Annotated in this window: 14 protein-coding genes; 8 read left to right on the top strand and 6 right to left on the bottom strand. The window is 62.0% G+C overall.

Features of this window, described 5'->3' with window-relative positions; all coding sequences use genetic code 11:
- Positions 1-36 precede the first annotated feature (36 nt).
- The 3 genes from CLV41_RS00890 to CLV41_RS00880 all read left to right on the top strand — a co-directional run bounded on the left by CLV41_RS00890 (position 37) and on the right by CLV41_RS00880 (position 4,817).
- Complete coding sequence (locus CLV41_RS00890) at positions 37-930, top strand: MBL fold metallo-hydrolase (RefSeq protein ID WP_103220403.1); 894 nt, start codon at positions 37-39, stop codon at positions 928-930.
- A gap of 130 nt (positions 931-1,060) precedes the next feature.
- Positions 1,061-2,731 carry a TIGR01244 family sulfur transferase gene (locus CLV41_RS00885; protein WP_408013347.1) on the top strand — a complete coding sequence of 557 codons (1,671 nt, stop codon included), beginning with the start codon at positions 1,061-1,063 and terminating at the stop codon, positions 2,729-2,731.
- A gap of 301 nt (positions 2,732-3,032) precedes the next feature.
- Positions 3,033-4,817 carry a SulP family inorganic anion transporter gene (locus CLV41_RS00880; protein ID WP_208987222.1) on the top strand — a complete coding sequence of 595 codons (1,785 nt, stop codon included), beginning with the start codon at positions 3,033-3,035 and terminating at the stop codon, positions 4,815-4,817.
- 14 nt (positions 4,818-4,831) lie between these two features.
- On the opposite strand, the gene CLV41_RS00875 is transcribed toward CLV41_RS00880, so the two are convergent.
- Positions 4,832-5,317 carry a hypothetical protein gene (locus CLV41_RS00875; RefSeq protein ID WP_103220401.1) on the bottom strand — a complete coding sequence of 162 codons (486 nt, stop codon included), beginning with the start codon at positions 5,315-5,317 and terminating at the stop codon, positions 4,832-4,834.
- Between the two features lie 170 nt (positions 5,318-5,487).
- Here CLV41_RS00875 and CLV41_RS00870 point away from each other — a divergent pair, with 170 nt between their 5' ends.
- Positions 5,488-5,997 carry an MmcB family DNA repair protein gene (locus CLV41_RS00870; protein ID WP_103221452.1) on the top strand — a complete coding sequence of 170 codons (510 nt, stop codon included), beginning with the start codon at positions 5,488-5,490 and terminating at the stop codon, positions 5,995-5,997.
- A gap of 216 nt (positions 5,998-6,213) precedes the next feature.
- Here the strand turns inward: CLV41_RS00870 and xylA are convergent, their stop codons facing one another.
- The 5 genes from xylA to xylF form a co-directional block, all read right to left on the bottom strand.
- Complete coding sequence (xylA, locus tag CLV41_RS00865; protein ID WP_103220400.1) at positions 6,214-7,533, bottom strand: xylose isomerase; 1,320 nt, start codon at positions 7,531-7,533, stop codon at positions 6,214-6,216.
- Between the two features lie 12 nt (positions 7,534-7,545).
- The gene (gene xylB / locus CLV41_RS00860) at positions 7,546-8,997 is read right to left on the bottom strand and encodes a xylulokinase (RefSeq protein WP_103220399.1); all 1,452 of its coding nucleotides are present in this window, start codon (positions 8,995-8,997) and stop codon (positions 7,546-7,548) included.
- A gap of 152 nt (positions 8,998-9,149) precedes the next feature.
- On the bottom strand, positions 9,150-9,938 hold the full coding sequence (locus CLV41_RS00855) for an ATP-binding cassette domain-containing protein (RefSeq protein ID WP_208987221.1): 789 nt from the start codon (positions 9,936-9,938) through the stop codon (positions 9,150-9,152).
- 3 nt (positions 9,939-9,941) lie between these two features.
- The gene (locus tag CLV41_RS00850) at positions 9,942-11,231 is read right to left on the bottom strand and encodes a sugar ABC transporter permease (protein WP_103220398.1); all 1,290 of its coding nucleotides are present in this window, start codon (positions 11,229-11,231) and stop codon (positions 9,942-9,944) included.
- 178 nt (positions 11,232-11,409) lie between these two features.
- A complete protein-coding gene (gene xylF / locus CLV41_RS00845) occupies positions 11,410-12,441 on the bottom strand; it encodes a D-xylose ABC transporter substrate-binding protein (protein ID WP_103220397.1) in 1,032 nt (343 codons plus the stop codon).
- Between the two features lie 272 nt (positions 12,442-12,713).
- On the opposite strand from xylF, the gene CLV41_RS00840 reads away from it, so the two are divergent.
- The 4 genes from CLV41_RS00840 (at position 12,714) to CLV41_RS00825 (ending at position 18,733) form a co-directional block, all read left to right on the top strand.
- Positions 12,714-13,979, top strand: coding sequence for an ROK family protein (locus CLV41_RS00840; RefSeq protein WP_103220396.1), 1,266 nt, complete (start codon positions 12,714-12,716; stop codon positions 13,977-13,979).
- A complete protein-coding gene (locus CLV41_RS00835) occupies positions 13,976-15,415 on the top strand; it encodes a di-heme oxidoredictase family protein (RefSeq protein WP_103220395.1) in 1,440 nt (479 codons plus the stop codon). Before CLV41_RS00840 ends, CLV41_RS00835 begins: the two co-directional genes overlap by 4 nt.
- Positions 15,412-17,085 carry a CRTAC1 family protein gene (locus tag CLV41_RS00830; RefSeq protein ID WP_103220394.1) on the top strand — a complete coding sequence of 558 codons (1,674 nt, stop codon included), beginning with the start codon at positions 15,412-15,414 and terminating at the stop codon, positions 17,083-17,085. The genes CLV41_RS00835 and CLV41_RS00830 overlap by 4 nt, the downstream gene beginning before the upstream one ends.
- 301 nt (positions 17,086-17,386) lie before the next feature.
- The gene (locus CLV41_RS00825) at positions 17,387-18,733 is read left to right on the top strand and encodes an NAD(P)-dependent oxidoreductase (RefSeq protein WP_103221450.1); all 1,347 of its coding nucleotides are present in this window, start codon (positions 17,387-17,389) and stop codon (positions 18,731-18,733) included.
- Positions 18,734-18,737: the final 4 nt, after the last annotated feature.

Here is an 18,737-nt window from a genome sequence, read left to right as displayed (position 1 = left end):
TACTTTCAGGCACCAACTGAAACCAGGGAGAGACGAATGAGCAGTTCGAATTACCCGGTCGATATGACCGTCAAGCCGGATGTCAAAGCATTCTTCGACCCGGCGACCAACACGATCAGTTATGTGGTCAAGGACCCGGCGTCCAATTCCTGCGCCGTTGTCGACAGTGTCATGGACATCGACTATGCGGCCGGCCGCATCACCTATGACCATGCCGATGCCATCATCGCCCATGTCCGGGACAAGGGCCTTGAGGTGGAATGGCTGATCGAAACGCATGTTCATGCCGACCATCTGTCCGCCGCGCCCTATATCCAGCAGAAACTCGGTGGCAAACTGGGCATCGGCGACAAGATCACCGTCGTTCAGGATACGTTCGGAAAGGTCTTCAACGAAGGCACCGAGTTCCAGCGTGACGGCAGCCAGTTCGACCGGCTGTTCAAGGACGGCGACACCTACCAGGTCGGGGGAATGACGGCCTTTGCCATGTATACCCCCGGGCACACGCCCGCCTGCATGGTGCATGTGATCGGCAATGCCGCCTTTGTCGGCGACACCCTGTTCATGCCGGATGGCGGTTCGGCCCGCGCCGACTTCCCGGGCGGCGACGCCGCCACGCTTTACGATTCCATCCAGAAGGTGCTCGCCCTGCCGGACGAGATGCGCCTGTTCATGTGCCACGACTATGGCCCCAACGGCCGAGACATCGCCTGGGAGACCACGGTAGGCGCCGAGAAGGAGCATAATATCCACGTTGGCGGCGGCAAGACGAAGGAAGACTTCGTCAAGTTCCGCACAGAGCGAGACGCTCAGCTTGATATGCCGAAGCTGATCATTCCCTCGCTGCAGGTGAACATGCGCGGCGGCAAGATGCCGCCTGCCGACGAAAACGGCAAGACCTTCCTGAAGGTGCCGGTAAACACCCTCTGACGTAAACGTTCCCCAAAACATAGCAGGATCGGGAGGAAGACTGACCCGCCCCACGCCGCAAGACGCGGGAGCGGGTCAGCCCAACAAGCGATCCGGAAATTGAACCCGCCGGGAGGAAACGGCTGTGAATATGAAGCCAATCAACACACAGATATTCGTGTCTCCGCAGATCCACCCGCAGGACCTGGCGGAGATAGCCCAGCAGGGGTTCCGCTCCATCATCTGCAACCGGCCGGACGGGGAAGGCGCGGACCAGCCCACGTTCGAGGAAATCGAAGCGGCGGCCAAGAAATTCGACCTTGAAATCCGGTATCTGCCCATTGTCGCCGGCAAGGTCCGGGACGAGGACGCAACGGACTTCGGCGCGCTTATGGAGACGCTGCCGAAACCTGTTCTGGCCTACTGCAGGACAGGAACGCGCTCGGCGACGCTTTGGTCCCTCTCCCAGGCGGAAAAGCAGCCTCTGGCGGATATCCTGTCACAGACCAAAGCCGCCGGCTACGACATGGCGGGCGTGGTGCGCCGCATCGCCAATGGCGGGCGTACACCGACGGAAACGGCCGAAGACGCCCGCTACGACGTGGTCATCGTCGGCGGCGGCGCAGCCGGCATTTCGGTCGCCTCCAGTCTTCTGGCGCGCAAGACCGATCTGAACATCGCCATCATCGACCCGGCGGACGTGCACTACTACCAGCCCGGCTGGACCATGGTCGGTGGCGGCATCTTCAACGCCGCGGACACCGCCAAGACAATGGGATCGCTCATCCCCAAGGGCGTGCACTGGCTGAAGTCGGCGGTCGCCGCGTTCGAGCCGAAGGACAATGCCGTCATTCTGGACGGCTGCCGAGTGGTCAAATACGGACGTCTGGTGGTGTGCCCCGGGCTGAAGCTGGACTGGCACCGCGTCGAGGGACTCGTCGAGACCCTCGGCAAGAACGGCGTGACATCCAACTACCGTTACGACCTGGCGCCTTATACCTGGCAGCTCGTTCAGGAGATGCAGGGCGGGCGGGCGCTGTTCACCCAGCCGCCGATGCCGATCAAATGCGCCGGCGCACCTCAGAAAGCCATGTATCTTTCGGCCGATCACTGGACGAGAACCGGCAGCCTCGGCAATATCGACATCCAGTTCATGAATGCGGGTGGAGTCCTCTTCGGGGTGAAGGATTATGTCCCGGCGCTGATGGAATATGTGGAGCGCTACGGCATCGACCTGAACTTCTTCCACAATCTGATTTCCATCGACGGGCCCGCGAAGAAAGCGGTGTTTGAAGTCAAGGAACCGGACAAGGACATCCGTCGGATGGAGGTCGATTTCGACATGATCCATGTGACGCCGCCCCAGACCGCACCGGATTTCATCCGTGTCTCGCCGCTTGCCGACCCCGCCGGCTGGGTCGATGTGGACCAGTCGACGCTGCGCCACACGACCTATGACAACATCTGGTCGCTGGGCGACGTGATGAACGCACCCAATGCCAAAACCGCCGCCGCCGCGCGCAAGCAGGCGCCTGTCGTCGCTCAAAATATTGTTTCCGACATTCGCGGCCACAGTGCGACGGCGCAGTATGACGGCTACGGGTCCTGCCCGCTCACCGTCGAGCGCGGAAAGATCGTTCTTGCTGAATTCGGCTATGGCGGAACGCTGTTGCCGAGCTTCCCGCGTTGGCTGGTGGACGGGACCAGGCCAACGCGGGCCGCATGGCTCCTGAAGGAACGCATCCTGCCCCCCATCTATTGGCGCGCCATGCTGCGCGGCAAGGAATGGCTGGCGAAACCTGAAAAAATCTCGGCGTCCTAAATCGCCAGATGATCTGGACGGCCCGAACACACGGACACCAAGACAAAATCCCCAAGCCGGGCGACCGGCTTGGGCAACCGACAGACCCTCCATCGGTCATCCCGGACGACGCTACGCGGAGATCCGGGACCGGTGAGCCGAGGCTTCTCTGCCGCAATTCGATTTAACGGCAAGGTGTGGGGCTCTCCGATCCCGGTTCGCGCTACGCTTGACCGGGATGACGATAGAGAGATCAAATGATCCCGATCTGTCGAAGCGGCTTCCCGGCTCGTAATTCGTCAAACAAGACAAAGGTCATGCAATGATCCGGCTTCAGCGCTATCTGCCCATTCTTGCCTGGGGGAAGCAGTACGACAAGGAAACGGCGACCAGCGATCTGGTCGCCGCGATCATCGTCACCATCATGCTGATCCCGCAATCGCTCGCCTATGCGCTGCTGGCCGGATTGCCGCCGGAAGTCGGGCTTTACGCCTCCATCCTGCCGCTTGTAGCCTACACGATCTTCGGCACCAGCCGGGCGCTGGCGGTCGGTCCGGTGGCGGTCGTGTCGCTGCTGACGGCCTCCGCCGTGGGCGAATTCGCCCAGCAGGGCACCCCGGAATATCTGGGCGCGGCGATCGTGCTGGCCTTCCTGTCCGGCCTGATGCTGGTCGCCATGGGGCTGTTCCGGCTCGGCTTTCTCGCCAGCCTTCTCAGCCATCCGGTGATATCCGGCTTCATCACCGCGTCGGGCCTGCTGATCGCCTCCAGTCAGCTCAAGCATATTCTCGGCGTTCCCGCGCAGGGGCACACGCTTTACGACATCCTGGTATCGATCGGCGGCAATCTGGCGGAGATAAACTGGATCACCTTCGCCATCGGGGGCTCCGCGACGGTGTTTTTATTCTGGGTGCGCAAGGGCCTGAAAAAGCTGCTGCTGAGCCTCGGTTTCAAACCTTTCCTCGCGGATATCCTGACCAAGGCCGGTCCCGTGGCGGCCGTTGCCGTCACCACTCTCATCGCCGCGTTTTTTGATCTGGGCGCAAAGGGCGTGCGGATCGTCGGTGACATCCCCTCCGGCCTGCCGATGCCGCAATTGCCCTCCTTCGACAGCGAGCTGTGGCTGGCGCTGGCCGGTCCCGCGCTGCTGATCTCCGTTATCGGTTTCGTGGAATCCGTTTCCGTCGCCCAGACCCTGGCCGCCAAGAAGCGCCAGCGGATCGAACCCGATCAGGAACTGATCGGCCTCGGGGCGTCGAATATCGCCTCGGCCATTTCCGGTGGCTATCCCGTCACCGGCGGTTTCGCGCGTTCGGTCGTCAATTTCGACGCCGGTGCCGCCACCCCGGCGGCCGGCGCGTTCACGGCCGTCGGCATCGCTCTGGCCACGCTTTTCCTGACCCCGCTTCTGACACATCTTCCGCAGGCAACGCTTGCCGCGACGATTATCGTCGCGGTGCTGTCGCTGGTGGATCTCGGCGCGGTCAAGCGCACCTTCCTCTATTCGAAAAGCGATTTCGCCGCCATGGCGGCGACGATCCTGATCACTCTGTTTTTCGGTGTCGAACAGGGCGTGGTCTCCGGAGTCGCGCTTTCCATCGCGCTTTATCTCTACCGCAGCAGCCGCCCGCATATGGCAATCGTCGGCATCGTGCCGGGGAGCGAGCATTTCCGCAATATCGACAGGCACACCGTGGTGACGGGCGAGCGCGTGCTTTCCCTTCGCGTGGATGAAAGCCTGTTCTTCGCCAATTCCCGGTTTCTGGAAGACCGCATCTATGCGCTTGTGGCGGAACGCGAAAATATCGAACATGTGGTGCTGATGTGCACAGCGGTGAACGAGATCGACGCCAGCGCGCTGGAAAGCCTTGAGGAAATCAATCACCGTCTGTCGGATTCCGGCGTGACCTTCCACCTGTCGGAGATCAAGGGTCCGGTGATGGACCGGCTGAAGAAAACGGATTTCCTGAAACACCTGACCGGCCGTATCTTCCTCAGCCAGTATGAAGCCCTGTGTACGCTGGACCCGGAGACCACGCATATTTCGGAATCACGGACACCAAAAAAACCGGCCCGATCCAACATGTGGTCCGGCCCGGAAATCTAGAGAACATTTTCCGATCAGTTGCTGGCCGCCTGCAGAATCGGGATTATCTTCCGGCAGAAGCGAAACTGGACAGGGGGATCTTCCCCCTCCTGCACCATCAGCACATTCGTCCCGCGGGGCTGAACCGTCACCAGTTCGATCGCTTCTCCGCCGTCGGTGAGCAGGCAGTTGATCGCGGCACGCTGGGTTCTGCCGTCGCTTTGTTCAGCGCCATAGACCTGGCAGATCCGGCCAGGCGTTTCGAGCAGACCGCGGTAAATCGCGAGCGTTGTGCCCGGAACGCTCCGGTCGATACTCGGCGCCGGACAATAGTCGAGATCCGTCACCCAGATCCCTTGCGCGAATTTGGCGAATCTCAGATCGAGCGTTTTTCCCTGCAGGAGTGGTGCGGACTTGGGAACCTGGAATTTAAGATCCCCCTTTTCCGCATATGCAGGCCCACCGGCGACAGCACACAGTGCGGCCAGCAAGACGTATCCCCTCAACAATTCCAGCCTCATTCACCCCTCCCGGATTGCCCGGTCCGTTTTCCAGCGTTGCTCAACCACTTTCGGATCGATCAACTTCTGGATGTTCAATCGCTTCCGATAGAACACGCAATTTCCGGCCCGGCGTCAACTTTTGCATTGAGCGACTTGTCAATAACGAACAAATGTGGAACAAAATTCCGATGACCAACAGGATCCAGCAGCCTTCCGGCCGTCTTCAGTTGGACGATCCTTTGAAAGACGGCCGGCAATCGGAAACCGCGCTCAAGGTCTGGCGCGGCACCGCCCGGCTGCTGCGCCAGCTCGATTTCGCGTGCATGCCGGAAGTGACGCTTGCCTCCGCCCGCCGGGCGGACCTTCTGGCGCTCGGACCGAAGCACGAGCTCTGGATTATCGAGGTCAAATCCTCGATCGCCGATTTCAGGGCGGACACGAAGTGGCCGGACTACCGCCTGCATTGCGACCGGCTTTATTTCGCCACCCATCCGGATGTGCCGGCCGACATTTTCCCCGACGACGCCGGGCTCATTCTTGCCGATGGATTCGGTGCGGAAATCCTCAGGGAGGCCCCGGAACACAAACTCGCCGCCGCAACCCGCAAATCGGTGACCCTGCGGTTCGCCCGCAATGCCGCAAACCGGCTGCATGACCTGTCCGATCCAGATGGCCTGCGGTTCTTCGACCGAGTTTGACGTGTCGGCCGCCAGTTGCTCTCAATTATGGGCGACCCTTCAGGGCGTCTTCACCCCAAGTCTTCCTGCTTCAGACGAACCACTGACGGCTCACCGCCCCGGCCTTGAGCCGGGGCCGCATCTCAGGTCCCGGCTCAAGGCCGGGACAGCACGGGGGTATAGTTGCGTTTTCGCCAGGTAACCGGGTCATCCGGGCCAGGCGGAACACGCGCCGGTTCAGACGAACAGGTTCACCAGACTTTCCAGATATTCCTGCTTGCCGGATTTCGGCTGCGGTTCCAGATCGCTTGCATGAACCCGGTCAGCCAGTGCTTCGAGCGAGGAGCCGCCGTTCAGGATTTCAGCGTTTTCCGGCCGGGACCAGCCAGCATAGCGTTCATCGACAAATCCCTTCAGGCGGCCGTCCTCGATGATCGCGGCGGCGGCCTTGAGACCCTGGGCAAGGGCGTCCGCCGAGCCTACATGACCATGGATCAGATCGACCGGATCGATGGACTGGCGGCGCAGCTTGGCGTCGAAATTGGTGCCGCCGGTCGTGAAGCCGCCGTCCATCAGGATCTCGTAGTAGGCCAGCGCGAGTTCCGGCACGTTCATGGCGAAATGATCCGTGTCCCAACCGCATTGATAGTCGTTACGGTTCATGTCGACGGAACCGAGAATACCCAGCGAACGGGCGTGGTGCAGTTCGTGCTCGAAGGAATGGCCCGCCAGGATCGCGTGTCCCTGTTCGATGTTCATCTTGACTTCGTTTTCCAGACCATAGGCCTTCAGGAAACCAAAGACGGTGCCGACATCGAAATCATACTGGTGCTTGCTCGGTTCCTGCGGCTTGGGTTCGATCAGGATCGTTCCCTTGAACCCGATCTTGTGCTTGTACTCGACCACCATGTTGAGGAAACGGCCGAGCTGGTCCAGCTCGTGCTTCATGCTGGTGTTGAGCAGGGTCTCATAGCCTTCCCGGCCGCCCCACAGGACATAATTCTGGCCTTTCAGGCGGTAGGTGACGTCCATGGCGTTTTTCACCTGCGCCGCGGCATAGGCGAAAACGTCCGGGTCCGGATTGGTCGCCGCGCCGCTCATGAACCGGCGGTTGGAGAACATGTTCGCCGTGCCCCAGAGCAGCTTGATGCCGGTATCGTCCATCTTCCTTTCGAAGATATCGGCAATGGCGTTCACATTGGCGTTGCTTTCCGCCAGGGTGCCGCCCTCCGGCGCGATATCGCGATCGTGGAAGGTGAAGAACGGCATCCCCAGGATCTGGAACATTTCGAAGGCGACATCCGCCTTCAGTTTCGCCTGTTCCATCGGGTCGCCGCCGGCGGCCATCCAGGAGCGGTTGAAGGTTTCGCCGCCGAAGGGATCGGTGCCCGGCCAGCAGAAACTGTGCCAGTAGCAGACGGCCAGGCGCAGATGGTCTTCCATGCGCTTGCCGAGAACGATCTCGTCCTTGTTGTAGTGGCGGTAGGTCAGGGGATCGCGGCTATCGGGACCGGCGAAAGGAATCGGCTGCAGATCGCCGAAGAACCCAGTGCTCATCTTTTTGTCTCCTCAAAAACCGGCATGTTTGAGCGCCGGATACAGTTTCCGCCATTGGCCATAGGCTTCGGCGTAGGTTTCAGTCAGGGCCGGAACGGGATCGATGCTGGCCTTGAGCCGCGGCCTGGAAAAAATCCCTTCCGTCGTGCCGAGCGCCGCGGCGTGACCGAGCCGGGCGGCGCCGAGCGATGCTCCGAAATCGCCATCCACCGGCACATCCACAGTGACGTTGAGAAGGCTGGCAATGATCTCCAGCCAGAGTTGCGACCGCGATCCACCGCCGACGGCAAGCACCCGGTCGATTTTCGTACCCGCAACACTCAAGGCTTGCAGGCAGTCCTTCAGTGCGAAGGCGACGCCGTCGAGCACCGCATGGGTCAATTCCGCGTCGTCGGTTTCATGCGAAATACCCATGAAGCCGGCGCGGATATCGACATCGTTATGCGGCGTGCGCTCTCCGCCGAGATACGGCAGGAAGGAAACCGCCGATGGGCCGGACACCTTGTCCAGCAGCCCTGTCAGTTCCGCCGGAGATTTTTTCAAGGTCCCGGCCAGCCAGTTCAGGCTGTCGGTCGCCGACAGGATGACGCCCATCTGGTGCCATGTATCCGGCACGGCATGGCAGAAGGCATGCACGGCGCCCTCCACATTCGGGGAGAATCTGTCGTTGGTGACAAACAGAACGCCGGACGTGCCGAGCGACACGAAGGCCGAACCGGGGTCAACCGCACCGACGCCGCAGGCCGAGGCGGCGTTGTCGCCGCCGCCGCCGGCAACGACGGGAGCGCCATCGACACCCCAACGGGCACACAGGCCCGGTTTCAGAATGCCGGAACTTTCCGAGCCTTCCACAAGGCGCGGCATGTGCTTGCGCGTGAGCCCCGTTGCGGCCAGCAGTTCGTCGCTCCAGTCCCGCTTCGCGACATCCATCCAGAGCGTACCGGCGCTGTCGGACATATCACCCGCATATTCACCGGTGAGCTTGAAGCGGACATAGTCTTTCGGCAGCAGGACCATCGCCGTCCTGGCAAAGATGTCCGGCTCGTTTTCCCGCACCCACTGCAACTTCGGCGCGGTGAAGCCGGGCATCACCAGATTGCCCCCCAGCGTCAGAAACTTCGGTTCGGCCGCCTGCAGTTCGGCGCATTGTTTGCCGGACCGGCCGTCATTCCACAAAATACACGGGCGCAGGGGGCGGCCGGCATCGTCCAGCAGGGTCGCACCGTGCATATGGCCTGAAAGCCCGATGCCCCGGACCGCGGCCATTTCCTTCGGCGCCTGGGTTTTCAACGCATCGAGGACCGTCTGACACGCCGTCCACCAGCTGTCCGGGTCCTGTTCCGACCAACCGGGGTGAGGACGCTGTACTGACAGTTCAGCCGTAGCCGAGGAGATCAGCGACTGGTCCTCGTTCAGGAGAATGGCTTTGACCGAACTCGTGCCGATATCGAGACCGATATACATGAGGTGCGTTCCTCAACTTCTTGAAAAAGAATGCCGGTCCCCGTCAGGAGATTCGGCTCGGTGTCCGTCGCACTGACTGACCATCGTTGGTTGCCCGCTCCTGCGCAAACAGGAGGCTCCCGCGGGTGACCGCCCGCAGGAGCACGAGGTCTCTAGCCGGCCGGAACGCCTTCCACGAAAGCGCCCGGACCGGGGACCGCCCCCGGAGGGCATTTACCGAGGATGATCATGCCGAGCACATCGTCATCGGTCACATCCGCGGTGAGCGCCGTCCCGACAAGCTGGCCGTTCTTCATCACGGCAATCCGGTCGCAAAGCTGGAACACGTCATGAATGTCATGGCTGATCAGGAAGATGCCGAGGCCCTGTTTCTTCAGCTCCTGGATCAGTTCCGCCACCATCTGGGTTTCATGAACCCCGAGCGCCGCGGTCGGTTCGTCCATGATCAGGATCCTGGCGTTGAAATAGACCGCGCGGGCAATGGCAACCGACTGCCGCTGACCGCCGGACAAGGCCTTTACCGGCGCATGGAACTTGCTGAAGTTCGCATTGAGCCGGCCCATGATCTTGCGCGTTTCCGCTTCCATGGCATCGTCATCGACAAAGCCTAGCGGCGAGGTGAGTTCACGGCCGAGGAACAGGTTGGACGCGGCATCGAGATTGTCCGCCAGCGCCAGTGTCTGGTAGATGGTCTCGATGTTATGCGCCCGCGCGTCCCGAGGCGAGTGAATGTGGACTTGCTCGCCGTTGATGCGGATTTCGCCGGCATCGGCCTTGTAGGCGCCGGACAGCATCTTGATCAGCGTCGACTTTCCGGCACCGTTATGGCCGAGCAGGCCGACCACTTCGCCAGGGAAGAGATCGACGGAGACGCGATCCACGGCCTGCACGCCGCCAAAGGCGATGCACATGTCCTTCAGTTCTACGAGAGGTGTTGCCATCGCTCAGTCTCCCGTGCGCTTGCGGTAGATGATGTCGACCAGGACGGCAAGGACCAGAACGGTGCCGACCACGATATTCTGGAGCGGCGCGTCGACGCCGACCATCGCCATTCCCGACTGCAGGGACTGCATGATCAGCGCGCCGAGAATGGCGCCGTAGATCGTGCCGACACCGCCTGCCAGGGCGGTCCCGCCGATCACAGCGGCGGCGATGACTCGCAGCTCGTCGAGCGTGCCGATGTCGTTTGTTGAAAATCCGAGCCGGGCCGCGGCGACAGCGGCGGCCAGCGCCGCCAGACCGCCCATGATGGCGAAGACCTTGACCGTCAGGAGACGGGTGTTGATGCCGGAGAGTTCAGCCGCGTCCGGATTGCCGCCGGTTGCGAAGATGTAGCGGCCGAGACGGGTGCGTTGGGCGACCACGGTCATGACGATCGCCACGACAATCAGGAGAACCACCGAATAGGGAATGCCGTAGCCCATGGTCAGGCCCTCCGGCAGGGTTTCACCGCTGGCCTCGAAAATGCGCATCAGCCGCGCCTTGGGAATGTCATACGAGTTGAGCACCCAGACAAAACCGAAAATCGCAATGATGGTAATCGTCGCCATTGTAATCTCGGCCCAGGCCGGCTTGATCGGAAAACCGTGGGAGGCTTTGCGGCGGCGCGAGGCCACCTGCAGCCACAACGCGGCCGCAACGGCCACAATGCCGAAAATCCAGGAACCGGTTTCACCCATGGTGCCACCGATGCCGCCGATCATGGTGAAGGTGTCGTCGAGCGGACCGATCGTCTGACCGGAGGTGATAAACCAGGCGACGTTTCGCCAGACCAGCAAGCCACCGAGTGTCACGATGAACGCCGGAATGCTCAGGTAGCCGATCATCCAGCCCTGAAACGCCCCGATGAGGACGCCGACGACGACCCCGGCCAGGATCGCCAGGATCCAGTTGGCGGGATGCCCGAGACCCAGGATGTCGGGCAGGACGTCGGTCTGCACGACCGCCATGACCGCCGCGATGGTGGCAAGGACCGAGCCGACCGACAGGTCGATATGGCGGGTCACAATGACGAATACCATTCCGGTCGCCATGATGGCGACGGACACGGTCTGGATCGTCAGGTTGAAAACGTTGCGCGGTGTCAGGAACCGGCCGTCCGTGAACACATTGAAAACCAGACACAGGACGATGAACGCCCCGATCATTCCCAGAAAGCGGGTGTCGAGCTGCAAAGCGGCAAAAATACTACGTGCTGTCGGGCTTTTTTGCCCGGACAGAGCGGTTTCGGACATCAAGGTCACTCCTGCTTGGAGACCATCACGCTTACGCATCGGGCGGCCTATCCCGGGGAACTGCCGGAACACTCCTTGGGAATACGGAAACCGCACCCTCAAAAACCGTTCCACTGCGAAATCCCTGCTCAAAGGCCCCGGTCGTTATAACCGGGGCCCTGCGTCATGCGTATTGTTATCAGTTACAAGGAGCCGGACCGTTTTCGACGCCCTGGCACAGGTCTGCCTTCGAGATCCAGCCAGCATCGACAACAGCGGTCAGGTTGTCCTTGGTGATCGGCATCGGAGCCAGGAACTTGGCGGTCAGCTCGGTTCCGGACGGAGACGTCCAGGCAGCCGCGCCGTCGATGTCGGCCATCTTGGTGCCGCCTGCCAGGGACACCGCGATTTCACCGGCAGCCTTGCCGAGTTCACGGGCATCTTTCCAGACGGAAACGGTCTGGGTTCCCTTGGCGACGCGGTTCAGGGCAGCGTGGTCACCATCCTGGCCGGACACCGGAATGCCGTCCATGCCCTGAGCGGTCAGAGCCGCGACAACACCGCCGGCCGTACCGTCGTTGGAAGCCACAACCGCATCGACCTTGTTGTCGTTGGCGGTCAGGAGCTGTTCCATGTTGCGCTGAGCGTTGGCCGGCAGCCAGCCATCGGTGTAGGCTTCACCGACGATCTTGATGTCGCCCGTGTCGATCGCGGCCTGCAGGACTTCCTGCTGACCGCCGCGGAGGAAATCCGCATTCGGGTCGGTCGGAGATCCCTTGATCATGACGTAGTTGCCTTTCGGCGCCGCAGCCAGAACCTCGGCGGCCTGCATGCGGCCGACTTCGACGTTGTCGAAGGTCAGGTAGAAGGCGCGCGGATCCTCGATCAGACGGTCATAGCCGACAACCGCGATGCCTTCGTCGGCAGCGGCCTGGACAGCCGGGCCGATCGCCTGGGAATCCTGCGCCAGAATGATCAGGGCGTTCGCGCCCTGCGAGATCAGGGCTTCAATGTCGGAAAGCTGTTTCGCGGACGAGCTCTGCGCGTCAGCGGAAATGTATTTCGCACCGGCAGCCTCCAAAGCGCCCTTGATGGCGGCTTCATCGGTTTTCCAGCGCTCTTCCTGAAAATTGGACCAGCTCACACCGACAACTAGATCTGCCGCATGGGCGACATTAAGAGCGGTCGCGGACAGCAGGGCGCCCGCCAGCAAAGTGGTGATTTTACGCATTGCGATTTTTCCTCCAGTTGGCACAACCCGCGTCAAGCGGCTGCACCTGAATATGCGTCTGTTCGACCGGCACCTTTTCGAGGCGCCTTAAAATTAGGACAACCTTGTTGTTATTTTTTTTGGCGTCCGAAAAAAAGTTGCTCTAAAGCGCCGCTCCTGTCAACATGGTTTTGCAAAACTCTGCTCCGCGGGATCGAAAAAACCCGGATGAGGGCGGAAAAACCGGGAGAAACCCGGGACAGAGGAAACACCTTGGGAAGAGCTGAGCGAGCATGAAACGCAAGGCGGACCGGGATCAGATCCGGCGGCAAAACAGAAGTATCATACTCCAGGCCCTGCGCCGGAACGGTCCCACGGCACGGATCGATCTCGGCCTGACGACACGGCTAAGTCCGGCAACCGTGACGGCCATCACCTCCGACCTTCTGGACCAGGGACTGATCCTCAGTCTGGAGAGCGAGGAGCCGAAAACACCCCAGGCGCGCGGGCGGCCGCGCACCTTGCTGAAGCTCAATCCGGATGCGGTCTTCACGCTTTGCGTCCGGCTGTCGGTCAACAATATCGACCTGTCGCTGGTGGATTTCGCCGGTGAGGTCACACGGGATACGCGCGTCCATTTCGAAAGCGCCTGCGCCGACGCGGACAGCTTTCCCCAGACGCTTGTAGAGGCCATCCGGCAGTTTCTGCACGAAGCCGGAGTCGAGCCGTCGCAGGTCCGGGAAATCGGTGTCGCGGCTCAGGGGGTCGTGGAGACCGAAACCGGCCTTGTCGCCTGGAGCCCGGCCTTTGCCGGACGGAAGATTCCGATCGTCAAGCCGCTGCAGTCGGCTTTCGGCGCCGACTGTTACATCTCCAACGACACCAACATGATCACCGAAGCCCTGCACTGGTCCGATCCGAACCGGTACAACGGCACCTTCGCCGTGGTCATGCTCGACTACGGTGTCGGCATGGGGCTCTATCTCAACGGCCGGCTGTTTTCCGGCGCGAGTGGAAGGGCAGCCGAATTCGGCCACGCCAACCACATTCCCGGCGGCGCACTTTGCCGGTGCGGCAAGAAGGGCTGCCTGGAAGCCTATCTTTCCGACTATGCCCTTGTGCGGGCCGCCACGCATCTGCCGGAGGATACGGATCCGGGCACGATCGAGGCCGGCGTGAGCGGCCTCGCCCGGCTGATCGAGCGTGCCGGTTCCGGCGACGACGATGCGCGCAAGACATTTCACGAGGCCGGGCGTGTGCTCGGATACGGGATCGCCCGGGTGATCGCCATGATCGACCCGAAACGTCTGGTGCTGACAGGTGCTGCCGTGCGGGCCTTCACCTTCATGAAAAATGGCATGCGGGAAGGTCTGGAGGAGGCGTTGGTCGCGGACCTGCGCAACAATTTTTCGCTCGACGTGATGCCCTGGAACGAGGATTTCATCCGCAGCGGCCTGATCGCGCAGTCGATGGAACGTCTCGACAAGGACTTTCTGGGCAACGCAACGCCGAAGTCCGACCGCGGCGCGCGGCCCGACACGCCGGAGCTGACAGCATGATCCAGATTTTCAGACCGGCGGTCATCCCATTTGCGCTGGCAATCGCCCTGTCGATCCCCCTGCCGGCGGCCGTTCTCGCCGATCCGGATCCTGAGCCGTGGAGCGAACGCGCCATTCGCGAAGACGTGGACATAACCGCCCTTGCCGCTTCGGGCGAAGACCCGATTGCGGTTCTGCAACCGCTTGGAAAACGGCTGTTTGCCGCCAAGTTCACCACTCTGGACGGTGCCGGGCGTCCGGATGCGACCGGCGCCATCGTGCCGACCAAGGCCCGCCGCCGGTCTCATCTGCCCTTTCAGCGGCTCGCGGGCATGGACGCCAATGCCTGCGCCTCCTGCCACAACGAACCGGTCGACGGCGGCGCCGGCGCCTTCACCGCGAATGTGTTCGTTTCCGAAGGCTTCGAAAGCGCGGATTTCGACACGATCGACCCGCAATTTTCCAACGAACGCAACACCAATGCGATCCAGGGCGCCGGACTGATCGAACTGCTGGCCCGGGAAATGACGGCCGACCTGCGCCGGCAACGGCAGGACGTGCTGGCAAAGGCGCGCGGCAGCGGCGACGCGGCAAAGGTCCTGCTGGAGACCAAAGGGATATCCTTCGGATCCCTGACCGCCTATGCGGACGGTACGCTGGATGTTTCCGGGCTCGACGGAATCGATGACGACCTGACCTTGCGCCCCTTCAGCCAGAAGGGGGTGTTCGCCTCCCTGCGCCAGTTCACCGTCAACGCCATGAACGATCATCACGGCATGCAGGCGAGCGAAAGGTTCGGGGCCGCCTGGACCGGCACGGACGATTTCGATGGCGACGGCCATGCGGACGAACTGACACCGGGACAGGTCTCCGCGCTTGTCGCCTGGCAGGCCACACTGCCCGCGCCGACCCGCAGGGCCGACCTGCCGGAAACCTGGCGACAGGCCGCGCAAAGGGGAGAGACGCTGTTTGGCGAGGTCGGCTGCAGCTCGTGCCATATTCCGGAGCTTCCGCTGGACAGTCTGGTTTTTCAGGATCCGGGCCCCTTCGACACCGCCGGTACCTTGAGGCAAAGCGATGTTGCCGGCCCTCTGGCCCTTGACCTCGGCACACTGGACTGGGTCAAGGCGCTGCCGCGCGACGATCAGGGCCGGGTCCTTGTGCCGCTGTTCGGCGATCTCAAACGCCACAAGATCGCGGACGCCGCCAACGACACTTTCGGTAACGAATTGCTGGCCCAGCGTTTCGTCGCCCGGGACGTTTTCATGACCGCCGAACTGTGGGGCATCGGCAGCACGGCCCCCTATGGCCACCGGGGAGACCTGACCACCCTCAACGAGGTGATCCTTGCCCATGGCGGTGAAGCGACGGAGAGCCGGAAGGCCTATTCCGGCCTGGAAGAGCCGGACCGCAAGTCGATCATCGCCTTCCTGCGCAGCCTGGAGATTGCCGAATGAGACAGGCCGGTTTCCTTGTCCGTACCCTGCTGACAGTAGCCATGCCCGCTTGTGCGGCGTTTGCCGACGATAGTTCGGGCGATACCTCGGGCGGGGGCTCCGTCGCGCCGGTGCCGGTCTTCGTCGAAGAGGCGCAATCCGCCGGGATCAACCACGTTTACGACGGGGCGTGGGAATTTTTTGTCGGCGGCGGCACCGCCATTTTCGACTGCGACGGCGACCGGCGGCCGGACCTTTTCCTGGCCGGCGGCAAAAATCCGGCGCAGCTCTTCCGCAATGCCAGCCCGACGGCGGGGCCGCTGAAATTCGAGCCCGTGGACACCGGACTGAGCGACAGGCAATCCGCCAGCATTCTCGGCGCCTACCCGCTTGATTTCAACAACGACGACGTGCTGGATCTCGTTCTGCTGCGCCTTGGTGAAAACCTCCTTCTTGAAGGCAAGGGCTCCTGCCGTTTCGACGTGGCCAACCGCGCGCTTGCCTTTGACGGCGGGCGGGAATGGACGACCGCCTTTTCCGCGGTCTTCGAACCGGACCTGGATTTTCCAACGCTGGCGTTCGGAAATTATGTTGACCGGTCCGCTCCCGGCTCGCCCTGGGGCACCTGCCACGACAACTTTCTGTTCCGGCCCGAAAAGACCGGGGATGGCGATGTCAGCTATCGCGAAGCGACCCGTCTTTCACCCGGATATTGCAGCCTGTCGATGCTGTTCACCGACTGGAACCGCTCCGGAGAACCGGCGCTGCGGATTTCCAACGACCGGCAGTATTACCGCGGTGGCGAAGAGCAGCTCTGGGCCGTACCCCCGGGCCGTCCGCCGCGCCCCTACCGCAAGTCTGACGGCTGGCAGCATCTGAAGATCTGGGGCATGGGCATCGCCTCCATCGACCTCGATGTCGACGGGTTCCCGGAATACGCGCTGACCAGCATGGGCGACACGAAGCTGCAGAAGCTGGACGCGGGCTCCGACGAGACGGTTCCCGTCTATCAGGACGTTGCCTTCGATCTCGGGATCACCGCGCACCGCCCCTATGCGGGCGAGGACCTGAAGCCGTCCACGGGCTGGCATTCGGAATTTCAGGACGTCAACAATGACGGTCTGTGGGACCTTTTCATCGCCAAGGGCAATGTGGAAGCCATGCCGGATTTTGCCGCCTATGACCCGGACAACCTGCTGATGGGCCAGTGGGACGGCAGGTTCACGGAAGCCGGCGGCGAGGCCGGGATAGGCCTCAACCGGCGGGGCCGCGGTGCGGGCCTTGCGGACTTCAACGCCGACGGGTTACTGGACATCGTCGTGGTCAACAGGGGGGCTCCGGTCAGCCTGTTCCGCAATCTCGGGCAGGGAACGGCGGACAATCCGAAACCGCTCGGGAACTGGCTCGCCGTCGATATCCGTCAGCCGGGCAAGCCCAACCGCCGCGCGGTCGGAGCTAAAATCAGCGTCCGGACCGGAACGCGCTCGATGGTGAAGGACGTTCAGGTCGGCGCGGGTCACGCATCGGGCCAGTCGGGTTTCGTTCATTTCGGCCTTGGGGTCGCGGAGCGCGCCAATGTGCGCATCAAATGGCCCGACGGGGACTGGAGCCACACTTACCGGGTGTTCGCCAACGGCCATGTGATTATCGATCGCGGCGCTGAAAAAGCCCGGCTCTGGTATCCGGAATAAGCCACGCGGCGGCTGAAGACGCGCCTGCTGCCGCCCGGACGAGACATCCACGGACGGAATTCAACGTGCCGCAGGCTCCTCATGGCCCTATTTTGCACCATGATGCTATTTTAATCACATTGCCTTTTAGGTCTAACTTTCTGTTTTTTCAGCAATTTTATTTCTGAATTTTTCCCTCAACTTTATAATCGTTCTAAAAATATTTGACTAACTGTTCAAATTTTCTTCCAATGGATTTCGAGCTCCCTCGCCAAATGAAGGAAGCCATCCGAAAATGATCGCCAACCTTCCGGAGATCTCCATGACCCAGACCACCGCCGGTCCGGATATTGCCACCGGGCGTTTGCCCGACGACGCGTACGCAGAGAATTTCAGCGACCTGCACCCACTGCTGGACCCGCATGAAGCCCTGGTGGAAGCCGACCGCTGCTACTTCTGCTACGACGCGCCGTGCATGCAGGCCTGCCCGACCAGTATCGACATTCCGCAATTCATCCGCCAGATTTCGACCGGCAACCCCACCGGTTCGGCAAAGACAATCTTCGAGCAGAATATCCTCGGGGGCATGTGCGCCCGAGTCTGCCCCACGGAAACCCTGTGCGAAGAGGTGTGCGTGCGGGAGGTGGCGGAAGGCAAGCCGGTGAAGATCGGCGAGCTGCAACGCTACGCCACCGATCATTATATGGGCGAACACGGGGCATCGCCCTTCACGCGCGGCGCGCCGACGGGCAAGAAGGTCGCCGTGGTCGGAGCAGGGCCGGCGGGTCTTTCCTGTGCTCACCGCCTTGCCGTTCACGGTCACGACGTCACCCTGTTCGACGCCAGGGAAAAAGCCGGCGGCCTGAACGAATACGGCATCGCCTCCTATAAATCGGTCGACGAATTCGCTGCCCGCGAAGTGGATTTCATCCTCTCCATCGGCGGCATCGAGCTCAAGACCGGGATGCGCGTCGGCGCAAATCTGGACCTGGCCGAATTGCGGGCCGGCTTTGACGCGGTGTTTCTCGGCATCGGCCTTGGCAGCGTCAATGCACTCGGCATCGACGGCGAAGACAAGAGCGGCTCCCTGGATGCGGTCGACTACATTGCCGACCTGCGCCAGGCGGACGATCTCTCCACCCTTCCGGTGGGCCGCCGCATCGTCGTGATCGGCGGCGGCATGACCGCGGTCGATATCGCCGTTCAGACCAAGCTGCTCGGGGCGGAGGATGTCACCATTGCCTACCGGCGCGGCCAGGACCGGATGAATGCCTCCGATTATGAGCAGCACCTGGCTCAGACCAGCGGCGTGCGGATCATGACATGGATGCAGCCGAAGGCGCTCGTCGCACAAAACGGCGCCGTCACCTCCATTGAACTGGAGCGGACCCGGGAGCAGAATGGCTCCCTCACCGGCACCGGCGAGACCGTCACCCTGCCCGCGGACATGGTGTTCAAGGCGGTCGGCCAGACACTGGTGCAGGCGGATCTGGGCGGTGCCCTGTCCCTCGAGAAGGGCCGTATCGTGGTCGACGCGGACCGCAAGACGAGCCTCGCCGATGTCTGGGCCGGCGGCGATTGCGTGCTTGGCGGCGAGGACCTGACGGTCGCCGCCGTCGAAGACGGAAAGATTGCCGCTGAAAGCATCAACGCCGCCCTGAGCGCCTGAAGCG

Origin of the sequence: Roseibium marinum, assembly GCF_002906165.1 — a bacterium.
In the GTDB taxonomy this organism is placed as follows: Bacteria; Pseudomonadota; Alphaproteobacteria; order Rhizobiales; family Stappiaceae; genus Roseibium; species Roseibium marinum.
The sequence above is the reverse complement of the archived record's forward strand: the minus strand, read 5'-3'. Positions and strand labels throughout refer to the sequence as shown.